Origin of the sequence: Trebonia kvetii (assembly GCF_007827045.1) — a bacterium.
In the GTDB taxonomy this organism is placed as follows: domain Bacteria; phylum Actinomycetota; class Actinomycetes; order Streptosporangiales; family Streptosporangiaceae; genus Trebonia; species Trebonia kvetii.
This window is the reverse complement of record NZ_RPFW01000002.1, coordinates 312,104-333,795: the sequence shown is the minus strand read 5'-3', so window position 1 is coordinate 333,795 and position 21,692 is coordinate 312,104. Positions and strand designations below refer to the sequence as shown.

Below are 21,692 nucleotides of genomic sequence, written 5' to 3'. Positions count from 1 at the left end.
CTCTGTACCGACACCGGTCACGGCGGAAAGTCATCGGCGAGCTTCCGCGCGGCCGGGTGTCTGTATCCCTGACGGCAGATCGCTGCAGGGAGGAAACGTGAGAACAGAGGGAAAGCGCCTGACGCCCGGGCAGGGCTGGGTGCTGGCGGTTACATCGGTGGCGTCTTTCATGGTGTCGCTTGACACCCAGGTGGTGGCCACCGCGCTGCCGGTGATCAGGGTGCAGCTGCACGCATCGCTCGCGGCGCTTGAGTGGACGGTGAACGCCTACACGCTGACCTTCGCCGTACTACTGCTGCCCGGCGCGGCACTCGGCGAGCGGCTGGGACAGCGGCGGATGCTCGCCGTCGGCATGGGGCTGTTCACCGCCGCTTCCGCCGCGTGCGCGCTGGCGCCGAACGCGGGCGCACTGATCGCGGCCAGGGCGGTGCAGGGCGCCGGCGGGGCACTGGTCCTGCCACTGGCGTTCGCGCTGCTGTCGGCGGGATTTCACCCGCAGCGCCGGGCGTGGGCCATCGGCATCTTTACCTCCGTCACCGGACTGGCGGTGGCGACCGGTCCCGTGGTGGGCGGCGCGGTCGCGCAGGGCATCGCGTGGCCGTGGATCTTCTGGCTGAACGTCCCGATCGGCGTGATCCTGGTCCCGCTGGTCCTGACCAGGCTCAGCGCCACCACGCGGGCACATGCCAGGCTCGATCCGCTGGGCCTGGTGCTGGCGACCGGCGCCGCACTCGGCATTGTCTGGGCGCTCATCCGTGCCACCAGCCTTGGCTGGAGCAGCCCGGAGATCGTCGTGACGCTGACCGCCGGGGCGGCGCTCACCGGCGTCTTCATCGCCTGGGAACTGCGGGCCGCTCATCCGATGATGCCGCTTCGGCTGTTCCGCATCCGTGCGTACTCGGCCGGCAACGCCGCCTGTCTGTGCGTGTTCGCCGTGCTGTTCGGCCTGGTGTTCTTCATGGCGCAGTTCTTGCAGACCGGTCTTGGCTACGGACCGTTCGGCACCGGCCTGCGGCTACTGCCGGGCTGGGGAACGCTGGTGGTGATCGCGCCGTTCGCGGGCACGCTGATCCGCCGGTTCGGTGAGCGGCTGCTCATCACGGGCGGGCTGACGGCGTTCGCCGGAGCCCTGATCTGGATAGCGCTGATCGCCAGGCCGGGCCTGCCCTACGCGGACATGGTGGTGCCGCTGATCCTGGCCGGCTCCGGGATATCGGTGGCCATACCGCCGACGCAGAGCGTGGTGATGACGGCCGTGTCGCCCGCGGACATCGGCAAGGCCTCCGGCACGTTCAACATGCTGCGCCAGCTCGGCGGGGTCTTCGGCGTCGCGATCTGCGCCGCGATCTTCGCCGCGTACGGCAGCTACGCCTCCCCCGCGACGTTCACCGACGGCTTCGGCCCGGCGATGGGCGCCTGTGCGTGCCTGGCGCTGGCCGGCGCCATCGTCGGCCTGGCCATACCCCCGCGGCGGCAGCCTGTCGGCGTGCCGTCCGAGTCCAGCGCCACCCGCACGCTCGACACGACCTCCGCCCAATAAAAACCCGCCACGGAACGGTGGAGTGTTCACCCGTCAAGAGCCGGGGCTCGCGGCCGCCGTGATGACCTCGACGGCACGCGCCCGCAACTCCCGGACAGTGGCGTTGCCCGGCGGAGCGTCAGTGATGACGGCGGTTGCCTGCGCGAGCGGGATGACGCGGTAGGGGGAGGCGGCGCCGATCTTCTCCGCGGACGCCAGGACGTAGCACTCCCCCGCGCGCCCGGCCAGGGCGCGCTTCATCGCGGCCTCTTCGGCGTCGCCGGTGGTCAGCCCCGCGTCGGGGTGGACGCCGGTGACGCCCATGAAGAACGTGTCGGCCGAAACCCGCTGGGCCGCCTCCACCGCCAGCGCGCCGCAGGCGACGGCCGAGTGCTTGAACAGCCTGCCGCCGAGGATGAGCACCTCGGCGGCGGGGTGCTCAACGAGGGCGGCGGCGACGACCGGGCTATGGGTGATCACCGTGCACGCCAGGCTGGCCGGGAGGGCGCGCGCGAGCGCGAGGGCGGTGGTGCCGCCGTCGATGATCACCGTCGCGCCCGGGCGGATGAGGCCGGCCGCGAGGGCGGCGACCCGCTGCTTGCCCGCGACGGAGACCGTGGCCCGTTTCGTCAGGCCCGCGGTCGCCGGGGAAGCGGGCAGCGCTCCCCCGTAGACCCGCTGGCACAGCCCTTCGGCGGCCAGGTCGCGCAAGTCGCGGCGGATGCTGTCCTCAGAGATCCCCAAGGCGTCGGCGGCCTCCTTGGCGACGATCTTGCCGTCCCGGCGAAGGACGTCGAGCAGGTACTCGCGGCGCTGCGCGGCCAGCATTTTCCCGATCCTTCCCGTTGTTGCATGTTTCTGCACGATCTGCTGCTAGTCTAGCGCCCATGACGGTGCGACCGATGCTCGTCCTGATCGCTGGCCCCTACAAATCCGGCACCGGCGGTGATCCGGACGCCATGGCGGCCAACCTCCGGCGGCTCGAGGAGGCCGCGTGGCCGCTCTTCGAGGCGGGCCATGTCCCGATGATCGGCGAGTGGGTCGCCCTCCCGGTCCTTCGCTCCGCCGGCGCGGCCGTGACCGACCCGCTCGCCGACCAGGTTCTCTACCCGACCGCGCAGCGCCTGCTGCGGCACTGCGACGCCGTCCTGCGGCTGCCCGGCCAGTCGGCCGGCGCTGACCAGGACGTCGCGACCGCGCGCGAACTCGGCCTGCCCGTCTACTACGACATCACGCAGGTCCCGCGCCACTCCCCAAGGTAAGACAGATCTGGCTACGTCCGGTCGTTGACATGTGACAGGTCGCGTCGATGATTGTTAGCTATGGCAGACAAGCATTCCGCGGGTCGCCTTGGCGCCACCCGCCGCACTTTCCTCTCCGCGTCGGCTGTCACGGCGGCCACCGTCCCCTTCCTCACCGGTGCCGCACGGGCAGCGGTGACCGGTCCGGCGCTCGTCACCCACCACCCCGACCCCGAGCTGCGGCACCTGATCAGCCAGATCGATCCGGACCGGATCGAGGCCATCATCGAGAAGCTGGTCTCGTTCGGCACCCGGCACACGTCGTCCAGCCAGACCGATCCGGTGCGCGGCATCGGCGCGGCCACCGCCTGGGTGTTCGCCCAGATGCAGGGCTTCGCGGCCGCCTCCGGCGGCAACATGACCGTACAACAGCAGTCCTTCGTCCAGCCGGTATCGTCGCGGATCCCGGTGCCGACCACGATCACCAACGTCATTGCGACGCTGATGGGCACCGCGACGCCCGCGCGGTACTACGTCGTCACCGGCCACCTGGACTCCCGGGTGACCGACGTGCTCGACTTCACCAGCGACGCCCCCGGCGCCGACGACGACGGCTCCGGTGTGGCGGTCGTGCTCGAGCTCGCCCGGGTGTTCGCCACCCACCAGTTCCCCGGCACCTTGGTGTTCGCCACCGTCGCCGGAGAAGAGCAAGGGCTGTACGGCTCGGCCCACATGGCGGCGCAGATGGCCGCCGCGGGCAATGACGTGCAGGGCATGTTCAGCAACGACATCGTCGGCGCGAGCCACTCGTTCGACGGCCACCCGCCCGACCCGCACACGCTGCGCCTGTTCATCGAGGGCATCCCGACCGCGGCGACCGCCAGTCAGATCGCTCTCATGCAGTTGGTCGGCGGCGAGAACGACGGGGCGACGCACCAGCTGGCCAGGTTCGTCGGAGAGGTCGCGCCGTTCGACCTGACCAAGATGAACATCCGGTCGATCTGGCGGCGTGACCGCTACCTGCGCGGCAGCGACCACATCTCGTTCCAGCAGCAGGGCTACCCGGCGGCCCGGTTCACCGAGCAGCGCGAGAACTTCGACCACGAGCACCAGAACACCCAGGTGACCGACGGAGTGCAATTCGGAGACCTGATCGAGTTCGTGGACTTCGACTACACCGCGCGGGTGGCCGCGGTCAACGCCGCCGCCATGTGGGCGCTGGCCACTAATCCCGGCACGCCGAAGGGCATGCTGATCCACACGACGCCGCCCGGCACCCTGTCGGGCACCAACCTGACGACGCTCAGCTGGAACGCCAACCCCGAGTCCAACATCGCCGGCTACGAGGTCGTGATGCGGGCGACCACTGCGGCGGACTGGACAAGCTCGATCGCCGTCGGCAACGTCACCTCGGTCACGCTGGACATATCCAAGGACAACGTGCAGTTCGGCCTGCGCGCGGTGGACACGGCGGGGCGCCGCAGCCCCGTCGCCTTCCCGCAGGTGGCCGCGTAACGCACTGCCCGCCGCTAAGCGGCGGTCCGGATGTTCATGGCGCAGCAGCACATGCCGCCACGATAGCCGACAACGACGTCAGGAGTCGAAGACCGACCAGCAGATCTCGTTCCGCAGCCGCTGGTCCTCAAGGACGAGCTCGCGAATCGCTTCCGGAAGCTGGTCGCGCTGCCACCGGCACTCGCGCCGGCCCGCGGCGTCGGCCTCGCCGTCCGGCGCCGCGGCGCGCACGGCCTTGATCGCATAGGCGGCCGCGCCGAGATCGTGCGCGGCGACGTGCGCCACGACCCCGGCCTGGCCGGCCGCGTACGCCGCGAAACGCGCCGCACCTCGCTTGTCTCGCGCCGCCCCCATGGCATGGCCGCCGGCCGCGCGGGACTCCATCATCTTCACCTCGCCCCGAACCCAGGCACGGGCATGCTCGATGGCCTGACGCGGCCGCGGATCGCCGGGGTGCGCGGACTCGAATAGGGGCAGGACATGCTCAGCGCAGGCGGCGGCCCACAGGGCGAGCCGATGGTGATCGGCGTCCGTCAGGGTCCCGCCGCGGCGGATCGTCACCAAGCGCGGGTCGCGCACCGGCGGCAGGATCATGGCTGGTGCTCCCCTCCGTACTGCGTTCTTCACAGTCTGCCTGGCGCGCTGCCAATGCGGGCCCGGTGTAGGGTCGCGCGGTGAGGGATCTTCGCCTGCTGCCCAAGGCTCATCTGCACACGCACCTGGAAAGCACGATCCGTCCCGGCACCCTGCGCGAGCTTGGCGGCCAGCCGCCCGCCCAGGACCGGCCGTTCACCAGTTTCCGGGAGTTCGCCGACCAGCGTGCCATCATGCGCGCGCTGCTGGTCGACCGCCAGCATTTTCGCCGGATCGCCGAGGAGTTTTGCCAGGACGAGGCGGCTCAGGGTGTCCGCTACGCGGAGGTCACCTTCACCGCGGCGGCGCATGGCGAACGCGTGGGCGATCCGGATATGCCGCTGGAGGCGGTGCTGGAAGGACTGGCGGCCGGCGCGGAGCGGTACGGTATCCAGACCCGGGTCATCCTGGACCACTCGCGCCGCCGCCCTGTCGAGCGGCTGTGGCGCAGCCTTGCCCTGGCCGCCGGGCATCCCCAGGTGATCGCTGTCGGCCTGGCCGGAGACGAGTCCTACCCGGCCGCACCGTTCGCCGAGGTTTTCGTTGCCGCCCGTGACAGGGGCCTGCACGTGGTGCACCACGCCGGGGAGACCGCCGGCCCGGCCAGCATCCGGGAAGCGCTGACCAGGGGACATGCCGAGCGCATCGGCCACGGGATCCGGGCGCTTGAGGACCCGCACCTGGTGGCCGAACTGCGGGCACGTCGCGTGCCGTTGGAGGTGTGCCCCTTCTCCAACGTCCTGCTCGGGCTGGTCCCGTCACTGGCCGGGCATCCGCTCCCGCACCTGGTCGACGCCGGCCTGACGGTCACGCTGAACACCGACGGGGAGACGCCGCTTGCGGCGGAGTACCAGCGCGCCCGGGAGATCTTCCGCTACAGCGACACCGACCTGGCCGGCTTCGCGCGCGCCTCCGTGGCGGCTAGCTTCGCTCCAGCGCAGCTGAAGACACAGCTCGACGCCGAGATCGATCGATGGCTAGCCAGCTGAGTCCGCGTCTACTTCATGTCCTGGCTGCGAGCAGCTTTCTGAAGTAGATGGCGGACTCCTCGTAGTCCAGGTCACGGTAGAACGGTGCCGCCCGCCTGGTCGCTAGCGCGACAAGCGCGCACCCTTCGCCTGCCGCCCAGCCCTCGAAGGCGTCCACCAGCATCCTGCCGACGCCTCGTCTGCGGTCGCGGTCGCGCACCACGACTTCCTCGACCCAGGCCACCGGCCCGTTGGCGTAGAAGGTGAGGTGACGGAACCCAAGCAGGTAACCGGCGTACTCGCTCCCGTCCACCGCAAGCAGCAGGCATGCGCCGTCGGCCGCGAGCAGGGCGGGATAGCTGACGCCGAACTGCTCAGGTGAGAACTCGAACGACAGCGCAAGCTCGGCGGCCAGAGCCGCCACGCCGTCGATATCACCAGCCCCGGCGGGCCTGATCTCCCGAGCCAGCCAGTGCCGCCGGAAGTATCCATCGGGGTGACCATCGTCAGTGCCTGATGAGCCGGTCGGCGTGCTCGGCCTCGTCGTCACGCAGCAGGCCCGGCCGTGCGTCACGCAGCAGCCAGCGTGTGGTGACGCCGTCCGGGCCGGTGAGACTGCCCCGGGACAGGGCCGCGTCGATCCGCCCGCGCACCTCGGTCTCCGCCGTGGGTTCGGCCGCGAATAGCACCCGCAGTCGTACCTGGTCGCCGGAGCGCTGGGCGTCTGTGCTGTGCGGCGCGAGCGGGCACGGCGGCTCGTGGTCCCAGTGTCCGCAGAGCGCGACCGTAATGGCGCCACCCGGTGCCCGCGCGTCGCCGTCCGCTTCCATGGTCACGACCGCGTCGTGGACGAATGCCTGGCGCACAGACTCAGTATCCCACCGCGCCGGCCGCATCACCGGGCGCGCAGCAGTGCTGCCGGCTTGTCCACGGCGAACAGCGTGTAGCTGTAGCTGAGACCGACCGCGCCGGGATGGGCGGCCAGCCACGGATCGGCGACCTTCAGCGGAAACTCCATGCGGAGCACGGCCTCGAAATCGGCCCGGCCGGTAAAGCGCCACGCGGTGCGCACCGTGTTGCGGTCGGCGCCGCGCGCCGCCCACCAGGCGTCGGTCTCCTCCCCGCCAGCCAGCACGAGCGCACCCGTCGCGGCCTGCAGCAGCTCGGCGAACTCCCCCGCCCGCAGGTCATTCCCGACGACGACGAGCGTGCCGCCGGGACGCAGCACCCGCATGACCTCGGCCAGCCCCGCGTCGCAGCCCGGCGCGAAGAAGTAGGCGAAGCGCGCGTGCACGACGTCGACCGACTGGTCGTCCAGCGGAATGTGCTCCGCGGATCCGTGCAGCACCCGGACCCGCGGACCCCTGTCAGCCGCCAGCGGCAGCAGGCGCGGATCCGGCTCGACGCCGATCACCTCCGCCGCCTCATCGGCGTAACCGCCAAGCCAGTAACCGCTGCCGCACCCGAGGTCAAGCAGCGTGCGCCCGGCCCAGGGCGCACGCGCCCGCATCGCGGCGAGGATGTGGCCATCCGGGTCAAGAGCCCGGTTCTCCACCTCGTACAGCTCGATATTGCCGCCCTGGTTGGGAGCGGGCTTGAAGTCGGGCAAGGCCCCCGCGGTCACGCTCGGCATCGGTCTCCTTCGCGCCGCGAGCGCGGCTGGCGGCGGCACCGCCCAGCATAGGGTCGGTCAGGGTGCGGGGATGCCGGTGGACGGTGCCTGCTGCTGGGCTGCTGACACGGTGGTGATGGCGCCCGTCGAAGAGTCCGTGGTGTAGACAGGCCCCTCCTGGGTCAGCACGCCGTTGCTGATGATGCCGATGTAGGCGCCGGTGACTCCCGCGTGGTTGGTTGACGAGTACGCGTAGGGGGCGACCGCGGGACCTTGCGGCAGCCCTGCGTTGATCGCCGACACCAAGTCCGCCCGGGTCGGGTTCCTGCCCGCCTTGAGCATCGCCTGCACGAAGGTGTACGCGACGGCCTCGCCGTAGAGCACGTTCCCGTCGAAGGGCGCCTTCGCGTCGTACTGGTCATGCACCTTCTTGAACAACGCGATCCAGCTGTTGCTGGTGGCACCGAGGGTCGGCAGGTAGCCGTCGGTGATGATGCCTGCCGTGAGCTGGTTGCCGTTGACGGTCGCGCCGCCCTGCTTCGCGTACGCCTCGAGGAGCCCGGACAGGGTGATCGGGTCCGCCCCCACGTTGCTGACCACGAACGTCGGGCTGTAGCCGAGCTTCAGGCCGTACAGCCTCAGCAGCGCGGTGAACGCGGGAATCGAGAACGCGACGATCACCTGTGCGCCCGATGCGTGCAGCGCCGCGACCTGCGGCGCGATGTTCACGTTGGTCGGGACGTAGGTCTGCCTGGCGACCACCAGCGAGTGCGGGATCTCGTAGTCGAGCCCCTTCACGCCGTCCATGCCGAACTCGTCGTCCTGGTAGAAGTAGGCGACCTTCTTGCCGGCGAAGTGCTTGGCCACATACTGCCCGAGGATCTTGCCCTCGCGAATGTAGTCAAGCTGATAGCCGAAGGTTTCCGGAGCTGTCGTCGGCTGGTTCCAGCAGTCGCAGCCGGACGCGACGAACACGTCGGGAATCTTCTGCGAGTTGAGGAAGCTCTCCACCGCCAGGTGGGTGGGAGTCCCGAGGCCGTTGAAGATCGAGTACACGTTGTCCTGGAGGACCAGCTCGCGCACCACCGTGGAGGTCTGCGTCGGGTTGTAGGCGTCGTCGAGGTACTTGTACACGATCTTCCGGCCGTCCACCCCGCCGTGCGCGTTGACGTAAGCGAAGTACGCCGTCGACGCGGGGGCGATTTCGCTGTAGCCGGCGGCAGCAGGCCCGGTGAGAGGCTGATGGCTGCCGATGGTGATGGTGCTCGACGTGATGCCCGGCGCGGATGCGGTCAGGGCGCCGCCCGAGGAGGCGGCGGCACTGCCCGTGGCATGGCCGGAGCTAGAGCTCGTGCCGGAGGAGCAGCCGGCGGCGGCGAGCGCCGCAGCCGCCGCGACGGCGATGGCTGGCACGCGAAGCCCGTGAGAACTCTTCATTGAGTGCCTTCTTTCTTATCCGGCATCCGGCTTGGACGCCTTTGGCCAAGGGCGGCGGAGGAGATCCCGGAAAAGCCGAGAAGCCATCTCACTCCGCCCTGGATCCCCTGCGGGAAAATGAGCATGACGAGGATGAGCACTACGCCGTAGGCCGCGACAGGGATGTTGGACGCGACGGACGTGGACAGGCCGTGGCTGGTGGCCACGTCGGTGACGTAGGTCGGCACCAGGACGATCACCAGGCTTCCCCAGACCGCCCCGAGCAGGGTGCCAAGTCCGCCGATCACCGCGGCCGCCAGCAGTGCGATAGACAGCGTGATCGTAAAGGCTCCGGGCGCGACCAGCCCGGTGATGATGGCAAGCAGCGCGCCGGCCATCCCGGCGCAGACGGCGCTGACCACGAAGGCAAGGATGCGAGCGCGGGCCACGTTCACCCCGGCCAGCGCGGCGGCCACCTCATCGTCGCGCACGGCGCGCCAGTTACGCCCGACCCTGCTGCGGCTCAGGTTCGCGAGCAGCACCATGGTGCCAAGCGCGACGGCGGAGCAGACCCATGCCTGCCACCGGTAGAGCGGGAAATTCGCGCCGAGGAAGCCCGGGGTGGTGTACACGACGTTCAGGCCCTGGTCACCGCCGAGGGCTGCCGGGTAGATGTACGCGAGGAACGGGAGCGCGACTCCGAGCATGAGCGTCACGCCAGCGAGGTACGGGCCGTGCAGCCGGGCCGCGGCGACTCCCACGATCGTGCCCGCCACGGCGGTGACCGCGGCGGCGATGGCGAGCGCGGCGATGAAAGGCCAGCTGAGATGCAGGATCAGCAGCGCTGTCGTGTACGCGCCGATGGCCATGAACGCCCCGTTTCCCAGCGATACCTGGCCGCTCAGGCCCGTCAGCACCGTGAGCCCGGAGACGGCCGTCACCTCGACGGCGATCTGGGCGATCTGGAAGTCCCTGAACGCGTTCAGCTTGATGGACAAGATCACGACGAGCACGGCCCCCGCGAGGGCGGCGAGCAGGATGCGTGGCAGCGACAGCGTGCTCATACTCGCCGCACCCGGGCGCTTGAGAAGATGCCCGCCGGGCGGATCATCAAGACCACGACCAGGATGCCGAGGGCGACAAGCGCGGTCGTCTGGGAGCCGAGGTACCCGCCGGCGTAGCTGAGCACCACGCCGAGCAGCAGCCCGCCGACGATCGCGCCCACGGGGCTGTCGAGACCGCCGATAACCGCGGCCGTGAAGCCGAACACGAAGATCGTGTCCATGCTGTTGGGATAGAGGAACGTCGACGGCGAGACCAGCAGGCCCGCGAGTGCCCCGAGCAGGCCCGCCAGCGCCCAGCCGACGGTGATCACCCGCGCCACCCGGATCCCGGACAGCCGCGCGATGGTGGCGTTGAACGCCGCCGCCCGCATGCGCAGCCCCGCGCTCGTGTACCTGAAGCCGGCCGCAAGCAGCAGCGTCGTGGCCAGCACCGCCGCCGCGACGAACACGTCGAAACGCGACACGCCAAGGGGCGTCGAGCCCGCTCGCAGCCCGATCACCGAGAAGGCTGCGGGGAAGGACCGGTACTGCCCGCCGTAGAAGATGCCCGCCAGGCCCTCGAGCAGGATGAGCAGCCCGATCGTGATGATCACGGAGTTGAGCTCCGGCCTGCCCAGGGCGGGCCGGATGACAGTGAGCTCCGCCACGGCGCCGAGCACGATCCCGGCCGCGAGCGCCACCACGAACCCGGCCCAGTAGGAACCCGTGTGGTAGATCACCTCAATCGCGATGTAGGTGGTGAACATCGCCATCCCGCCCTGCGCGAAGTTCAGCAGCCGGGTGCCCCGCCAGATCAGCACGAGGGACAGCGCTATCGCGGCGTAGATCATCCCGAAGCTGATACCGCTGAGCGTGAACTGAAGGAATTCGGTCATCCCCTCCTCCTCCCTCTGCTGGGGCACCGCGGGCTAGAACCCGAGGTAGTGATGTCGCAGCGCGACGTCGGCGGCGAGCGTCCGGGCGTCGGCCGCGGCGACGACGCGGCCGACGTTGAGCACCACCCCGTGATCGGCGATCGCGAGCGCGGCGCGCGCGTTCTGCTCCACCAGCACGGTGGTGATGCCGCTTTCCTTGCTGAGCCGCATCACCATGTCCATGACCTGCGTCATGACTCTTGGCGCCAGGCCGAGCGACGGCTCGTCGAGCAGCAGCACACGCGGGCGCGCCACCAGTGCGCGCGCGATGACCAGCATCTGCCGCTCGCCGCCGGACAAGCTGGCGGCCAGCTTGCGGCGACGATCGGCCAGCACGCGGAAGCGCTCGTATGCCTCTGCGAGCGCGGCGGCCCGGTCAGCCCGCCGCGACGTCATGCCAGGCCACGACATCATGCCGAGCCGCAGGTTTTCTTCCACGGTGAGTTCCGCGATGACGCCATGTCCCTCAGGGACGTGAGTGATTCCGGCCCTGGCCATGTCCTCCGGGCTGCGCCCTGCCTGATTCGCTCCGTTGAGCAGGATCCGCCCGCGGCGCGGCCGCACCATGCCGCTGATCGCCCGCAGCAGCGTGGTCTTGCCAGCGCCGTTGGCGCCGAGCACCGCCGTGATGCCGGCCGCCGTCGCCGAGATCGTGACGCGATCCAGCGCCAGGACGTCGCCGTAACCCGCGACCAGGTCCTCCACCGCGAGCGACGCTGCTCCATGCGGCTGGGCCGCGCGGGCCCCGGCTGGGCTATTCACCGCCAGGTCCGCTCGAGCCGAGGTAAGCAGCTTCCACCGCGGGATCGGCCTGCACTTCCCGCGGCGACCCGCGTGAGATCACCTTTCCGAAGTCCAGGACGACGAGCGAATCGCAGACGGACATCATGAAGTCCATGTGGTGCTCCACGATGACGAGGGACATCCCGGCGGCGAGCTCGCGAATGAGCCTGCCCAGCTCAGCAAGCTCACCCTCGGCAAGGCCGCTGCCTGGCTCGTCGAGCAGCAGGAGCTCGGGCTGGGCGGCGAGCGCCCGCGCCAGCGCGACCCTCTTGCGCATGCCGTAGGGCAGTTCGGCGGGGCGGGAGGCGGCCACCTCACCCGCTCTCACCCGGTCAAGTGCCTGGCCGGCCGCCTCCCGCAGCCTGCGCTCCTCCCGGTCGGAGCGGGGCAGCCCGAGCAGCGCGGACCAGAATCCGGCCCTGGCCCGGCAGTTCGTGCCGACCATGACGTTCTCGATCGCGGACAGCCCGTCGAACAGGCCCACCCCTTGCAGTGTCCTGGCGACACCCAGCCCGGCCAGCTGGTGCGGGCGCAGGTGCTGATGGCGGCGGCCGTCAATGAGCACCTGGCCCTCATCGGGCCGGGTAAAGCCGCACAAGACGTTGAGCAGCGTTGTCTTTCCCGCCCCGTTCGGCCCGATCACGCCGACAATCTCGCCGGGTGCGACCTTTAGCGACACCGCGTCAAGGGCCGTCAGGCCGCCGAAGCGAACGCTGACGTCGTTGACCTCAAGGACTGAACTGTGCTCCATAACACAAGTTCCAGCTTTCACAGGCAGCGCTTCCTGCCTAGGAATCTCCATTCAAGGCGTCGCGCGAGAGACTCGGCAAGCCTGCTAGCAGCACTTGTTGTCTATTTGCAACTGAACCGCGACTCACAGTGACGAAATACAGCATCATGTCGGGACACGGTTCACGCAGTCTGGCAACGCCTGTCTGGTGTGATGGGCGCATGGCTGCGAATGGCATCGGCGTCCCAGATGAAGCGCGGGGTGAGGCGGCAGAAGGCCTGGCCCTTGGCGCCCTGGGCTGGCTGCTCGGTTCGGCGCGCGGCACCGAGGCAGGCCTGACATGGGCGGCTGCCGTTCCCGGCGACAAGGCGAACTTCACGCTGTATCACGGTTCGGCGGGGATCGTGCACGTGTTGCTTGAGGCTCAGCGGCACTTCGGTGACGACGCCTACGGGGACGCCGCCGTGCGCGGGTCGACGGCCATTGCGGCCGCAGTCGACGGCGAGGACGACTGCTCGCTGTATTTCGGCCTGGCAGGCATGGCGGTCGCCCTGCACGCGGTCCATCTCCAGCTGGGCGACGCCGCGGCGGGTGCGGCGGCGGGCCGCGCTCTCGATAAGGTGCGCTCTCGTTTCGACGGGGAGCGCTGGGGCGCGATGTTCGAGTTGCTCTTCGGCAACGCGGGCATCGCGCTGGGAGCGCTGCACGCCGGCGATCCTGAGCTGGCCGTCCTGGCGGTGGAGCCGTACCTGCGCACCGCCAATCCGACGCCCGGCGGCGTCAACTGGGCGAATCGGCCCAGTCCGTCGCGCTCCCATCACATGGCACACGGGACGCTTGGCATCGCGTACGCAATCGCGGCCGTCGGCGCGGCCGTCGGGCGGCGCGACCTCATCGAGCTCGCGCTGACGGGCGCCGCCGATGTCGTGTCGCGCAACGAAGCAGGACCGGACGGCTTCGTCGTCCCGCATTCTGACCCGCCGCACCGGCCCGACCTAATCGAACGCTACAGCTACGGCTGGTGCAACGGCCCCGCGGGTGACGCTCAGGTGTTCCGGCTGCTCGGCGCGGTCACCGGCGATCCCGCCTGGGCCACGCTCGCCGGCAGCTGCTGGCATACCGTGACCCATTGCGGCCTGCCGCGCCAGCTCCGGCCCGGGTTCTGGGACAACAGCGGTCACTGCTGCGGGACCGCGGGAGTCCTGGCACTGGCGTGCGACCGGCACGTCGAGCAGGCGGATGGTCTGGGCTTCGCCGACGTGCTCGTCACCGACCTCGCAGACCGGGCGACGGCCGATGCGGGCGGCCTGCGCTGGTCGAATCACGAGCACCGAGCCACCCCGAGCACACTGGACCCGCTTACCGGGTGGGCGATGGGCAGCGCCGGCATCATCCGCGAACTACTCAGGTTCGCCCGCGCCGCCACTGGACGCGATCCTGCCTACGCAGTCCCCTGGCCCGACCATCCTGCCGTCAGCAGTGGCCCCGACTTTTTGCCCCCGGGCTAGTTTGATTCGTTAACCCCCGCAGTCCCACGGTGCGCTTCACCCCGCCTAGCGCTCCACGCTTGTTGCTGTTATCCGCTGTCGACTCGGCCGAGGGACGACGTTGATCAGCTGGGATGTAAGACGACGGCTGCAGGAGGACAGCGGTGCCGGCGCTACGCTGCTGTGCCATGCCGGAAACGCGCCTCGACATCGCACGGATCCGTGCGGCTCGCCGGCTGATCCACCCAGTCTTCCTCGACACTCCCCTGTTTCGCTGCGAGGCGCTCGACCCCGATCTCGGGTGCGCGGTCAGCATCAAGCTCGAAACGGCGAACCCGGTGCGCAGCTTCAAGGGCCGCGGCACCGAAGTCATCGCGAGCCTGCTCGCCGGCCAAGCCGCGGTGTGCGCAAGCGCGGGCAACCTCGGCCAGGCACTCGCCTGGTCCGGCCGCGGCCGGGGGCTCGACGTCACCGTCGTGGCGTCCCGCTTCGCGCCCGCGGCCAAGCTTGACCGGATCCGCGCGCTTGACGCCACGCTTGAGCTGGTGGACGGCGACTTCGACATGGCCCGCGAGCGGGCGGCGGACATCGCCGCCCGCGACGGCATCCGGCTGGTCGAAGACAGCCTGGACATCGAGACCTGCGAGGGCGCGGGGACCATCGGCCTGGAACTGGCGGACGCCGCGGCGCCATTCGGCGCCGTCCTGATCGCACTCGGCGGTGGCACGCCGGCAACCGGCGTGGGCCATGTCATGAAGGCCCTGGCACCCGGGGTCGAGGTGATCTGCGTCCAGCCGCTTGGCGCGCCGGCGATGACACTGTCGTGGCGCAAGCGGCGCGTCGTCACGACCGACACGACTGACACCATCGCGGACGGCGTGGCCGGCCGGCGGCCCATCCCCGCCGTCCTTGACGATCTCCTCCAGGTCGCCGACGACGCCGTCCTGGTCCAGGAGGCGTCGATCCTCGCCGGCCTGCGGCTGCTCCTCGAGCGCGCCGGCCTCGTCGTCGAACCGTCGGCCGCGCTCGGCATCGCCGCGATCCTCGAAGATCGGGACCGTTTCGCGGACCGGCATGTCGTCACCATCGTGTGCGGCAGCAATGTCGACATAGATACTTATCGCCGCTGGGTCGGCTCGCCGTTGCCGTGACGACCGGCCAGGCCCCGGATCAGCAGATCGACATACCGAACGGTTGCGTGCTTCACCGTGCCTCCACCGCTGCGTCGTCGGGCACGGCGAAGAAGCGCAGGGCGACTGGCCGGGCGCCATCGGGAGCGTCGCGGGCGCGGTTGCCGATCAGCGGGCGCCGGTCACGGGCGCAGCAGCTGCCGCATCCTGGCCGCCTGGCGGGTGAGGTGGTCGCGTTCAGGCACGCTGGTGGCGGCGCGGGCGGCCTCGGCATACAGGACGGCGGCGCGCTCCAGGTCACCGGCCCGCTCGTGCAGGTAGGCCTGCACCGCGACGTACCGGGGCAGGCCGGGGTCCAGGTCCGCGAGCGCCAGCAGGCCGGCCTGCGGCCCGTCGGCCTCCCCGACCGCCACCGCGCGGTTGAGCCGGACCACCGGGCTGCCGGTGAGGGCAAGCAGTTCGTCGTACCACTCCACGATCTGCACCCAGTCCGTCTCCGCTGTCGCCGCGGCGTCCGCGTGCAGCGCGGCGATCGCGGCCTGGGCCTGGTATTCGCCGAGCCGGTCGCGAGCGAGCGCGGCCTGCAGGATCGTCACGCCGTCGGCGATCATGCCGGTGTCCCACCGCGAGCGGTCCTGCTCGCCGAGCGGCACCAGGCGGCCGCCGGGGCCGGTGCGGGACGCGCGGCGGGCGTGGTGCAGCAGCATGAGCGCGAGCAGGCCCGCGACCTCGGGCTCGTCGGTCAGGGCAGTGAGCTGGCGGGTGAGCCTGATCGCCTCGGCCGCCAGGTCGACGTCACCGCTGTATCCCTCGTTGAATACGAGGTAGAGCACGCGAAGCACGGTCGCGAGGTCGCCGGGCTGGTCGAGCGGCAGCCCGGCGATCCGCCGCTTGGCCCGGCTGATCCGCTGCGCCATGGTCGCCTCCGGCACCAGGTAGGCCGCCGCGATCTGCCGCGTGGTCAGGCCGCCGACGGCGCGCAGCGTCAGCGCGACGGCCGAACTCTCCGGCAAGGTCGGGTGCGCGCACAGGAAGTAGAGCCGCAGCGTGTCATCCGTGGCGGTCGCATGCCCGGCGGCCGGCTCGGCGTCCACGGCGAGTTCCCGTCCGCGCCGCGACGCCTCGGCGCGGGCGGTGTCGATGAACTTGTGCCAGGCGACCGCGACGAGCCATGCCTTCGGGTCGCGCGGCGGATCGTCGGGCCAGCTGTCCAGCGCCCGGATCAGGGCCTCCTGGACGGCGTCCTCGGCCGACGCGAAGTCCGCTCCGCGCCGGACGAGGACACCGATCACCGCGGGCGCGAGTTCCCGCAGCAACGGCTCGTTCATTCGGTCACTGTGGGCGGGGCGGTCATGAACGGCCGCACCTCGAGCCACTCGTGGATCGGCTTGCCGCCGGCCCCGGGAGCGGCGGACAGTTCCCCCGCCAGCTCGACTGCCCGGTCCCAGGACTCCACGTCGATGATCATCCAGCCGGCGATGAGGTCCTTGGTCTCGGCGAACGGGCCGTCGACCACCGGCGGCCGGCCTTCCCCGTCGTACCGGACCCACGCGCCGTCCGGTGCCACACCCTCGCCGGCGACGAACTCGCCCGTCTTCTCCAGGCGCGCACCGAAGTCGTACATGTACTTGATGTGCGCGTCGACTTCCTCCGGCGTCCACTGGTCCATGGGCACGCAGTTGACGGGAGTCGGGGCACCTCGGTAGTGCTTGAGCAGCAGGTACTTCATGATGATCCTCCTCTTCGCCGTGCGGCCCGCTGGCCGCTCGTATCCCTGGGACGGAGCCGGCGCCGCGTTCTCGACACCTGGGACGGAAACCTATCCAAGAAATCCGGCAGCGTCCCCAGCAGCCTCCCGCTGACCGCCAGGGAAGTAGCATTTCGCGCATGTCTCGTCTGACGGGCCGCGCCCGCGCCAGAGCCCTGGCGGGTCTGTACGCGGCTCTCGGCATCGCCAACTCGGCCGCGGCCGCGAACCGCTTTCGCACGGGCGAATGGGCGACCAAGCCGCTGCTCATGCCGGTGCTGACCGCGTTCGCGCTCGTCGCGGCGGGCGACAGGAAGCAGGACGTGCGGCTCCCCGCCGCGGGGATGGTCCTGTCCGGGCTCGGCGACACCGCCCTGCTCGGTTCGGAGAGCTGGTTCGTGCCCGGCATGGGCGCCTTCGCCGCGGCGCACGCCTGCTACATCGCCGCGCTCGCCAGGGACGGCGCTGCCCGCGGTGTACGTCCGCGCGTCGCCGCCTGCTACGCGGCGGCGTGGGCGGTCCTCATCGCGGTGCTGTGGCGAGGCCTCGGCAGCCTGCGCGTTCCCGTCGCCGCCTACAGCCTGCTGCTCGTCGCCATGGCAGTGCTGGCTTCCGGCCGCAACCGCGAGGCCGCCGCGGGCGGGGCGCTGTTCGTCGTCTCCGATGCCCTGATCGCCTGCGGCCTCGCGGGCGTCAACGCGGTCCCCCGCCAGGAATCGGCCGTCATGCCGACCTACGTCGCCGCGCAGTTCCTGCTGGCCGCCGGCTTCCTGCGCTCGCAACGCGGCACCGCGGAACCCTGAGGCAGCCGTGAATGTCGTCCGGCGGCTACGCCCGCACATGCCGGAGGCCAGCGACGGCATCCTGACCTCCGCGGGCATCTGCGAGGGGTTCGCCGGCGCCGGGGTCAGCTCAAGTGTGCTGCCGTTCGCCGGGTTCGCCGGGCTGGTGGCCGGGACGCTCGCCATGGGGGCGGTTGAGTACTCGAAGCTGCGCGCCGAGCAGGACAGGCAGACAGCATAGCTCGCCGTCGAACGGGTCCGTCTTGACACCACTCCCGACGCCGAGCTTGACGAACTCGCCGGGCTCTACGTGTCGCGCGGCCTTTCCCCCCTGACACGGCAGGTCGCGGTCGAGCTGACGGCACACGACGCGCTCGCCGCCCATGCGGAGGCGGAGTACGGCATTATGTCCGACTCCCGCAGCGCGCCGCTGCGTGACGCGCTCGCGGTGGGCATCGCGTTCGCGGCCGGTGCCGTCCTGCCCTGGCTGTCGATCGTGCTGATTCCCGTATCAGTCAGGGGGGCCACGACCTTCGCGATCGTGCTGGCGGCGTTGGCGCTGACCGGGTGGGTGACCGCGCGCATCTCGCGGGTGAACCCGCTGGCTCCGATGATCCGCACGGCGGGCATCGGCGGCCTGGCCATGCTCATCACCTACGTCGCCGGCCACTTCCTCTACCCGTAACGTGAGTGACATGTGCAGGCCGCTTGTCGTGATCCTCACCGGCGCCGGGATCTCCACCGACTCGGGCATTCCCGACTACCGCGGCCCGCGCGGCCTGTGGACGCTGCACCCGGAGTACGAAAGCTCGTGACGGTCGAGTACTACATGACCGACGCGGAGATCCGCCGCCGGTCCTGGCAGCTGCGCCGTCAGACGCACGCGCTTGACCCGCGGCCGAACGCCGCGCACCAGGCGATCGCCGACCTCGCCCGCTCCGGCTCGGCAGCGCTGCGGGTGATCACGCAGAACACCGACGGCCTGCATCAGCGGGCAGGCCTGCCCGCGCGCATGGTGCTCGAGCTGCACGGCACGTCGCGCACGGTGGCGTGCACCGCGTGCGGAGCGCGGACCCGTTGCGGTTGAGTGCTCAGGGGCGCTCATGCCGCAGCCGCCTGTTGCCGGGCGGCGGTCCCGGTCTTGCCCCCGTGCGGGTTGCCGGGTTCCGGGTTCGGCGGGTCGTGCCGCGCGGCGCGCGGTCTTACCGTCCCTCCCCCGGCGTTTCGCCTCTCCGCCCCACTGGCGGCGAGGGACAGCAGGTTCCGGGCGGCGTTCACGTCCCGGTCCAGGACCAGGCCGCACGCGTCGCACCGGTAAATGCGCTCGGCCAGGGCCAGCTTGGCTTTCACCGTGCCGCAGGCCGAGCAGGTCTTCGTGGACGGATACCACCGGTCCGCGAGGACCAGCCTCCCGCCCCGCCAGGCGGTCTTGTAGGCCAGCATCCGCCGGGCGGTCCCGAATCCCTGGTCCGATAGGGCGCGGGCGAGGCGCCGGTTGCGGGTCATCCCGGCCACGTTCAGGTCCTCGGCGACGATCGTCTCGTAGCGGGCGGCGAGGATCGTGGTGGCCTTGTGCAGTGCGTCGGCGCGCAGGTTCGCGATGCGGGCGTGCTGGCGGGCCAGCCGGGCGGCCGCCTTGCGGCGGCCCGCCGATCCGGGTTTCTTCCGGGCGTGCGCGCGGGCGGCGCGCCGCAGCCGGCGCAGCCCCGCCTTCAGCGGCCGCGGCCCGGGGATCGTGATCACCGCCCCCGTGTCGTCGACCGCGGTGAGCAGCGCCTTGACCCCGAGATCCACCCCGGCCGCGGTGCCGGGCCTGGCATGGCGGGCCGGCTCCGCCCGGTCGACCTCGACGGTGAACGACACGAACCAGCGCTGCGCCCTGCGTGACACCGTCGCGGACAGGATCCGGGCGGTGCCGTCCTCCAGCCGCCGGGCCAGCTTCCGCGTCGGTTCGTGGGTCCGGATCACCCCCAGGCGGGGCAGGGTGACCGTGCCCCGCCCGCAGCGCAGCGTCCCGGTCAGCCGGAACGAGTCCCGGCAGTAGCCCTTCTTCTTGAACCGGGGGAACCCCAGCCGGCGCCCCTTCCGCTCGCCCTTGCTCGACCTTACGAAGTCCCGCAGCGCCCGGTCCAGGTCACGGAACGCCTCCTGGTAAGCGCACTTGGAGTTCTGCTCCCACCAGGCCAGCCCCGGGTCGGCCTTCTTCCGGGCATTCCACCGCTTGTGCAGCTCCGCACCGGAGTACCACCTGCGTTCCGCGCGGTAGCGTTCCAGGCACGCCGCCAGGGCCCAGTTCCAGGCGAACCGCGCCGCCCCCGCGTGCGAGCGCAGACATTCCGGCTCGCCATCGAACTCTTAGATGCCACCATTTCTGCCGTGCATCTCGTCACTATCGACCACCGAAGAGCGCTACTGGTCACCGTTGCGACAGCAGTTGGCAACCCCGTCGAGGACGCGTTCGCCCGCATCGACGCGGGCGAGCCGGATCCGCCGTGCCTGACGTGCGGCGGCATCTTGAAAACGGACACGGTGATGTTCGGCGAGAGCCTGGATCCGCGCGTGCTCGGCGAGGCGGCGGCCGCGGCCCGCGCCTGCACCGTCTTCTTCGCGGTGGGCACCAGCCTGCAGGTCTACCCGGCCGCCGGCCTGGTTGACCTGGCGGCCGGCCGCGGTGCGCGCCTTGTCATCGTCAACGCCGAGCCCACGCCCTACGACGCGGTCGCCGATGAGGTGGTGCGCGAGCCGATCAGCGAGGCGCTGCCCCGCTTGCTGAGCGAACTGCCCCTCACAGGGCGCTAAAGGCCGCGGAACTCGGGATGGCTGTCGTCCCAGATGACCGCGATCGCCTTGCCGACGATGCTCGAGCCCTGCACGGGCCCCCAGTAGCGGCTGTCGCAGGAGACCGCGCGATTGTCGCCAAGGACGTAGAACTCGCCCGCCGGAACCCGGTACGGGTGCGTGCTGCTCGCGATCGGCGCGCCGAGCGGATCGGGGGACGGCAGGTACGGCTCAGCCAGCCGACGGCCGTCGACGTAGACGGCGCCGGCGGCGGAGTAGATCGTCTGGCCGGGCAGCGCGATGACGCGCTTGATGAGGTCTCCGTCCTGCGGGCCCGGGCAGTGGTCGAGGGGCGGGTGGGCGAACACCACGATGTCGCCCTCATGGACGTCGTGCCAGTCGAAGAAAGCCTTCTGCACCAGCACCCTGTCGTACACGCCGAGCGTCGGGATCATCGATCCCGACGGGATGAAGAACGTCTCGAACGCGTACGCACGGACCAGGACTGACAGCAGCACCGCCGCGAGAATCGTGATGGTGGTCTCGGTCAGTCTCCGCCGCCACCGGCTCCGCCCCATCCGGCCGGTTCGCGCGGACTCGGCGCTGGCCGGACCGTCGCTCGCGGGACCAAGGTCAGCAGGAGCGGACATGCGCAGCCGGCCGGCACGGGGACGCGGAGTGGTGCGGACGGGACGGCGACTGGGTGGTGCCCGCCGCCTTGGCCGGCACGGTCTCGGCGATGAGCGCCGCGGAGAAGCCGAGCAGGCACGCCGCGGCCAGCAGCGCCGCGGTCACCGTGCTGAGCGACCGGCCGGGAGGCGGGGCCAGCCATTCGCGGGCCGCGCCGAGCAGGTAACTCAAGGCGACCGATGCGGCCGGCGCACCGTCGCTGATGAGCAGTGCCGCCAGCTCGGCGGCCTCGTCGCCGTGACGCCGCCGCCAGCGGGCCGGGTAACAGCGCAGCGCAGCGCCGACCAGCCTGTCCGGGACATGCGTGGCGCTCATCAGGCGCCGCCGGGCTGCAGGCGCAGCCGTCCGGCCGCGCTTACGCGCTCCAGGGAATCGAGGTGCACCCGCAGTGCCGCCGCACCCGGTTCGGTGATGCGGTAGGGATGGCGCCGCTCGTCGGCTGGCAGCGGCTCGATGAGGCCGAGCTTCTCCAGCCGGTCGAGCGCGCCGTACAGCGTGCCCGGCCCGAGCTCGACACCCGCGAACTGCTTGACATCCTGGATCAGCGCGTAGCCGTGCTTCGGGCCGCCGGCCAGGCTGATCAGGACCAGTACCGACGCCTCACCCGCGCGGCGCAGCACGTCTCGCTCTCGTGCGCTCATCTGCCCTCCTACTACGTCGACCAATATATCAGTCAACGTAAT

General features: G+C 70.7%; 26 protein-coding genes and 1 pseudogene. 11 read left to right on the top strand and 16 right to left on the bottom strand.

Translation table 11 applies throughout. From position 1 onward, the window contains the following. Positions 1-97: 97 nt before the first annotated feature. Entirely contained in the window at positions 98-1,540 is a 1,443-nt protein-coding gene (locus EAS64_RS10275) for a DHA2 family efflux MFS transporter permease subunit (protein ID WP_222849180.1), read from the top strand. Between the two features lie 33 nt (positions 1,541-1,573). Here EAS64_RS10275 and EAS64_RS10270 read toward each other — a convergent pair whose 3' ends face one another. Next, positions 1,574-2,347 (bottom strand): DeoR/GlpR family DNA-binding transcription regulator, encoded by a 774-nt coding sequence (locus tag EAS64_RS10270; RefSeq protein WP_145852707.1) that lies wholly within the window; start codon positions 2,345-2,347, stop codon positions 1,574-1,576. Positions 2,348-2,406: 59 nt separating this feature from the next. Here EAS64_RS10270 and EAS64_RS10265 point away from each other — a divergent pair, with 59 nt between their 5' ends. Next, positions 2,407-2,781 carry a TIR domain-containing protein gene (locus tag EAS64_RS10265; RefSeq protein WP_145852706.1) on the top strand — a complete coding sequence of 125 codons (375 nt, stop codon included), beginning with the start codon at positions 2,407-2,409 and terminating at the stop codon, positions 2,779-2,781. 60 nt (positions 2,782-2,841) lie between these two features. After that, entirely contained in the window at positions 2,842-4,275 is a 1,434-nt protein-coding gene (locus EAS64_RS10260; protein ID WP_145852705.1) for a M20/M25/M40 family metallo-hydrolase, read from the top strand. 78 nt (positions 4,276-4,353) lie between these two features. Here the strand turns inward: EAS64_RS10260 and EAS64_RS10255 are convergent, their stop codons facing one another. Beyond that, complete coding sequence (locus tag EAS64_RS10255) at positions 4,354-4,869, bottom strand: putative immunity protein (RefSeq protein WP_145852704.1); 516 nt, start codon at positions 4,867-4,869, stop codon at positions 4,354-4,356. Positions 4,870-4,949: 80 nt separating this feature from the next. Here EAS64_RS10255 and add point away from each other — a divergent pair, with 80 nt between their 5' ends. After that, on the top strand, positions 4,950-5,897 hold the full coding sequence (add, locus tag EAS64_RS10250; protein ID WP_187365820.1) for an adenosine deaminase: 948 nt from the start codon (positions 4,950-4,952) through the stop codon (positions 5,895-5,897). Between the two features lie 13 nt (positions 5,898-5,910). Here the strand turns inward: add and EAS64_RS10245 are convergent, their stop codons facing one another. The 8 genes from EAS64_RS10245 to EAS64_RS10210 are packed head-to-tail and all read right to left on the bottom strand — an operon-like array spanning position 5,911 to position 12,416. Further along, positions 5,911-6,426 (bottom strand): GNAT family N-acetyltransferase, encoded by a 516-nt coding sequence (locus tag EAS64_RS10245; protein WP_246115617.1) that lies wholly within the window; start codon positions 6,424-6,426, stop codon positions 5,911-5,913. Continuing rightward, positions 6,383-6,742, bottom strand: coding sequence for a hypothetical protein (locus tag EAS64_RS10240; RefSeq protein ID WP_222849179.1), 360 nt, complete (start codon positions 6,740-6,742; stop codon positions 6,383-6,385). The genes EAS64_RS10245 and EAS64_RS10240 overlap by 44 nt, the downstream gene beginning before the upstream one ends. Positions 6,743-6,771: 29 nt before the next feature. Beyond that, positions 6,772-7,509 carry a class I SAM-dependent methyltransferase gene (locus EAS64_RS10235; RefSeq protein ID WP_145852702.1) on the bottom strand — a complete coding sequence of 246 codons (738 nt, stop codon included), beginning with the start codon at positions 7,507-7,509 and terminating at the stop codon, positions 6,772-6,774. A gap of 57 nt (positions 7,510-7,566) precedes the next feature. Further along, a complete protein-coding gene (locus tag EAS64_RS10230) occupies positions 7,567-8,925 on the bottom strand; it encodes an ABC transporter substrate-binding protein (RefSeq protein ID WP_145852701.1) in 1,359 nt (452 codons plus the stop codon). Beyond that, on the bottom strand, positions 8,922-9,968 hold the full coding sequence (locus EAS64_RS10225) for a branched-chain amino acid ABC transporter permease (protein ID WP_145852700.1): 1,047 nt from the start codon (positions 9,966-9,968) through the stop codon (positions 8,922-8,924). The genes EAS64_RS10230 and EAS64_RS10225 overlap by 4 nt, the downstream gene beginning before the upstream one ends. Beyond that, positions 9,965-10,843, bottom strand: a complete 879-nt coding sequence (locus tag EAS64_RS10220; protein WP_145852699.1) for a branched-chain amino acid ABC transporter permease — start codon at positions 10,841-10,843, stop codon at positions 9,965-9,967. Before EAS64_RS10220 ends, EAS64_RS10225 begins: the two co-directional genes overlap by 4 nt. Positions 10,844-10,876: 33 nt before the next feature. Then, positions 10,877-11,644 carry an ABC transporter ATP-binding protein gene (locus EAS64_RS10215; RefSeq protein ID WP_222849178.1) on the bottom strand — a complete coding sequence of 256 codons (768 nt, stop codon included), beginning with the start codon at positions 11,642-11,644 and terminating at the stop codon, positions 10,877-10,879. Next, a complete protein-coding gene (locus tag EAS64_RS10210) occupies positions 11,637-12,416 on the bottom strand; it encodes an ABC transporter ATP-binding protein (RefSeq protein ID WP_145852697.1) in 780 nt (259 codons plus the stop codon). The genes EAS64_RS10215 and EAS64_RS10210 overlap by 8 nt, the downstream gene beginning before the upstream one ends. 200 nt (positions 12,417-12,616) lie before the next feature. On the opposite strand from EAS64_RS10210, the gene EAS64_RS10205 reads away from it, so the two are divergent. Together EAS64_RS10205 and EAS64_RS10200 are read left to right on the top strand one after the other, a co-directional pair. Then, the gene (locus EAS64_RS10205) at positions 12,617-13,903 is read left to right on the top strand and encodes a lanthionine synthetase LanC family protein (RefSeq protein ID WP_145852696.1); all 1,287 of its coding nucleotides are present in this window, start codon (positions 12,617-12,619) and stop codon (positions 13,901-13,903) included. A 167-nt stretch (positions 13,904-14,070) separates the two neighbouring features. Continuing rightward, on the top strand, positions 14,071-15,033 hold the full coding sequence (locus tag EAS64_RS10200; protein ID WP_145852695.1) for a threonine ammonia-lyase: 963 nt from the start codon (positions 14,071-14,073) through the stop codon (positions 15,031-15,033). Between the two features lie 161 nt (positions 15,034-15,194). On the opposite strand, the gene EAS64_RS10195 is transcribed toward EAS64_RS10200, so the two are convergent. Together EAS64_RS10195 and EAS64_RS10190 are read right to left on the bottom strand one after the other, a co-directional pair. Beyond that, a complete protein-coding gene (locus EAS64_RS10195; protein WP_145852694.1) occupies positions 15,195-16,340 on the bottom strand; it encodes an RNA polymerase sigma factor in 1,146 nt (381 codons plus the stop codon). Beyond that, positions 16,337-16,744, bottom strand: coding sequence for a YciI family protein (locus EAS64_RS10190; protein ID WP_145852693.1), 408 nt, complete (start codon positions 16,742-16,744; stop codon positions 16,337-16,339). Before EAS64_RS10190 ends, EAS64_RS10195 begins: the two co-directional genes overlap by 4 nt. 155 nt (positions 16,745-16,899) lie before the next feature. Here EAS64_RS10190 and EAS64_RS10185 point away from each other — a divergent pair, with 155 nt between their 5' ends. The 4 genes and pseudogenes from EAS64_RS10185 to EAS64_RS10170 all read left to right on the top strand — a co-directional run bounded on the left by EAS64_RS10185 (position 16,900) and on the right by EAS64_RS10170 (position 18,628). After that, complete coding sequence (locus EAS64_RS10185) at positions 16,900-17,562, top strand: lysoplasmalogenase (RefSeq protein WP_145852692.1); 663 nt, start codon at positions 16,900-16,902, stop codon at positions 17,560-17,562. Positions 17,563-17,599: 37 nt separating this feature from the next. After that, a pseudogene (locus tag EAS64_RS10175) lies at positions 17,600-18,226 on the top strand (VIT1/CCC1 transporter family protein). Between the two features lie 10 nt (positions 18,227-18,236). Continuing rightward, a complete protein-coding gene (locus tag EAS64_RS46675; protein ID WP_222849177.1) occupies positions 18,237-18,356 on the top strand; it encodes a Sir2 family NAD-dependent protein deacetylase in 120 nt (39 codons plus the stop codon). Further along, positions 18,353-18,628 carry a Sir2 family NAD-dependent protein deacetylase gene (locus EAS64_RS10170; protein ID WP_222849176.1) on the top strand — a complete coding sequence of 92 codons (276 nt, stop codon included), beginning with the start codon at positions 18,353-18,355 and terminating at the stop codon, positions 18,626-18,628. The genes EAS64_RS46675 and EAS64_RS10170 overlap by 4 nt, the downstream gene beginning before the upstream one ends. 14 nt (positions 18,629-18,642) lie before the next feature. On the opposite strand, the gene tnpB is transcribed toward EAS64_RS10170, so the two are convergent. Continuing rightward, positions 18,643-19,872, bottom strand: coding sequence for an IS607 family element RNA-guided endonuclease TnpB (gene tnpB / locus EAS64_RS10165; protein WP_145852689.1), 1,230 nt, complete (start codon positions 19,870-19,872; stop codon positions 18,643-18,645). A 45-nt stretch (positions 19,873-19,917) separates the two neighbouring features. Here tnpB and EAS64_RS10160 point away from each other — a divergent pair, with 45 nt between their 5' ends. Further along, positions 19,918-20,340: an SIR2 family NAD-dependent protein deacylase gene (locus EAS64_RS10160; RefSeq protein ID WP_246115616.1), complete on the top strand. Its 423-nt coding sequence runs from the start codon at positions 19,918-19,920 to the stop codon at positions 20,338-20,340. Here the strand turns inward: EAS64_RS10160 and lepB are convergent. The 3 genes from lepB to EAS64_RS10145 are packed head-to-tail and all read right to left on the bottom strand — an operon-like array spanning position 20,337 to position 21,650. Continuing rightward, positions 20,337-20,969, bottom strand: coding sequence for a signal peptidase I (gene lepB, locus EAS64_RS10155; RefSeq protein ID WP_145852688.1), 633 nt, complete (start codon positions 20,967-20,969; stop codon positions 20,337-20,339). The genes EAS64_RS10160 and lepB overlap by 4 nt on opposite strands. Continuing rightward, positions 20,953-21,324: a hypothetical protein gene (locus EAS64_RS10150; RefSeq protein ID WP_145852687.1), complete on the bottom strand. Its 372-nt coding sequence runs from the start codon at positions 21,322-21,324 to the stop codon at positions 20,953-20,955. The genes lepB and EAS64_RS10150 overlap by 17 nt, the downstream gene beginning before the upstream one ends. Next, the gene (locus EAS64_RS10145; protein ID WP_145852686.1) at positions 21,324-21,650 is read right to left on the bottom strand and encodes a PadR family transcriptional regulator; all 327 of its coding nucleotides are present in this window, start codon (positions 21,648-21,650) and stop codon (positions 21,324-21,326) included. Before EAS64_RS10145 ends, EAS64_RS10150 begins: the two co-directional genes overlap by 1 nt. Positions 21,651-21,692 lie beyond the last annotated feature (42 nt).

Bases quoted from the DNA above. Each gene is read 5' to 3' on its own strand.
- EAS64_RS10270 (WP_145852707.1), bottom strand. From the start codon at position 2,347: ATGCTGGCCGCGCAGCGCCGCGAGTACCTGCTCGACGTCCTTCGCCGG.
- EAS64_RS10265 (WP_145852706.1), top strand. From the start codon at position 2,407: ATGACGGTGCGACCGATGCTCGTCCTGATCGCTGGCCCCTACAAATCC.
- EAS64_RS10260 (WP_145852705.1), top strand. From the start codon at position 2,842: ATGGCAGACAAGCATTCCGCGGGTCGCCTTGGCGCCACCCGCCGCACT.
- EAS64_RS10255 (WP_145852704.1), bottom strand. From the start codon at position 4,869: ATGATCCTGCCGCCGGTGCGCGACCCGCGCTTGGTGACGATCCGCCGC.
- EAS64_RS10235 (WP_145852702.1), bottom strand. From the start codon at position 7,509: ATGCCGAGCGTGACCGCGGGGGCCTTGCCCGACTTCAAGCCCGCTCCC.
- EAS64_RS10230 (WP_145852701.1), bottom strand. From the start codon at position 8,925: ATGAAGAGTTCTCACGGGCTTCGCGTGCCAGCCATCGCCGTCGCGGCG.
- EAS64_RS10225 (WP_145852700.1), bottom strand. From the start codon at position 9,968: ATGAGCACGCTGTCGCTGCCACGCATCCTGCTCGCCGCCCTCGCGGGG.
- EAS64_RS10220 (WP_145852699.1), bottom strand. From the start codon at position 10,843: ATGACCGAATTCCTTCAGTTCACGCTCAGCGGTATCAGCTTCGGGATG.
- EAS64_RS10210 (WP_145852697.1), bottom strand. From the start codon at position 12,416: ATGGAGCACAGTTCAGTCCTTGAGGTCAACGACGTCAGCGTTCGCTTC.
- EAS64_RS10205 (WP_145852696.1), top strand. From the start codon at position 12,617: ATGGCTGCGAATGGCATCGGCGTCCCAGATGAAGCGCGGGGTGAGGCG.
- EAS64_RS10200 (WP_145852695.1), top strand. From the start codon at position 14,071: ATGCCGGAAACGCGCCTCGACATCGCACGGATCCGTGCGGCTCGCCGG.
- EAS64_RS10195 (WP_145852694.1), bottom strand. From the start codon at position 16,340: ATGAACGAGCCGTTGCTGCGGGAACTCGCGCCCGCGGTGATCGGTGTC.
- EAS64_RS10185 (WP_145852692.1), top strand. From the start codon at position 16,900: ATGTCTCGTCTGACGGGCCGCGCCCGCGCCAGAGCCCTGGCGGGTCTG.
- EAS64_RS46675 (WP_222849177.1), top strand. From the start codon at position 18,237: ATGTGCAGGCCGCTTGTCGTGATCCTCACCGGCGCCGGGATCTCCACC.
- lepB (WP_145852688.1), bottom strand. From the start codon at position 20,969: ATGTCCGCTCCTGCTGACCTTGGTCCCGCGAGCGACGGTCCGGCCAGC.
- EAS64_RS10150 (WP_145852687.1), bottom strand. From the start codon at position 21,324: ATGAGCGCCACGCATGTCCCGGACAGGCTGGTCGGCGCTGCGCTGCGC.
- EAS64_RS10145 (WP_145852686.1), bottom strand. From the start codon at position 21,650: ATGAGCGCACGAGAGCGAGACGTGCTGCGCCGCGCGGGTGAGGCGTCG.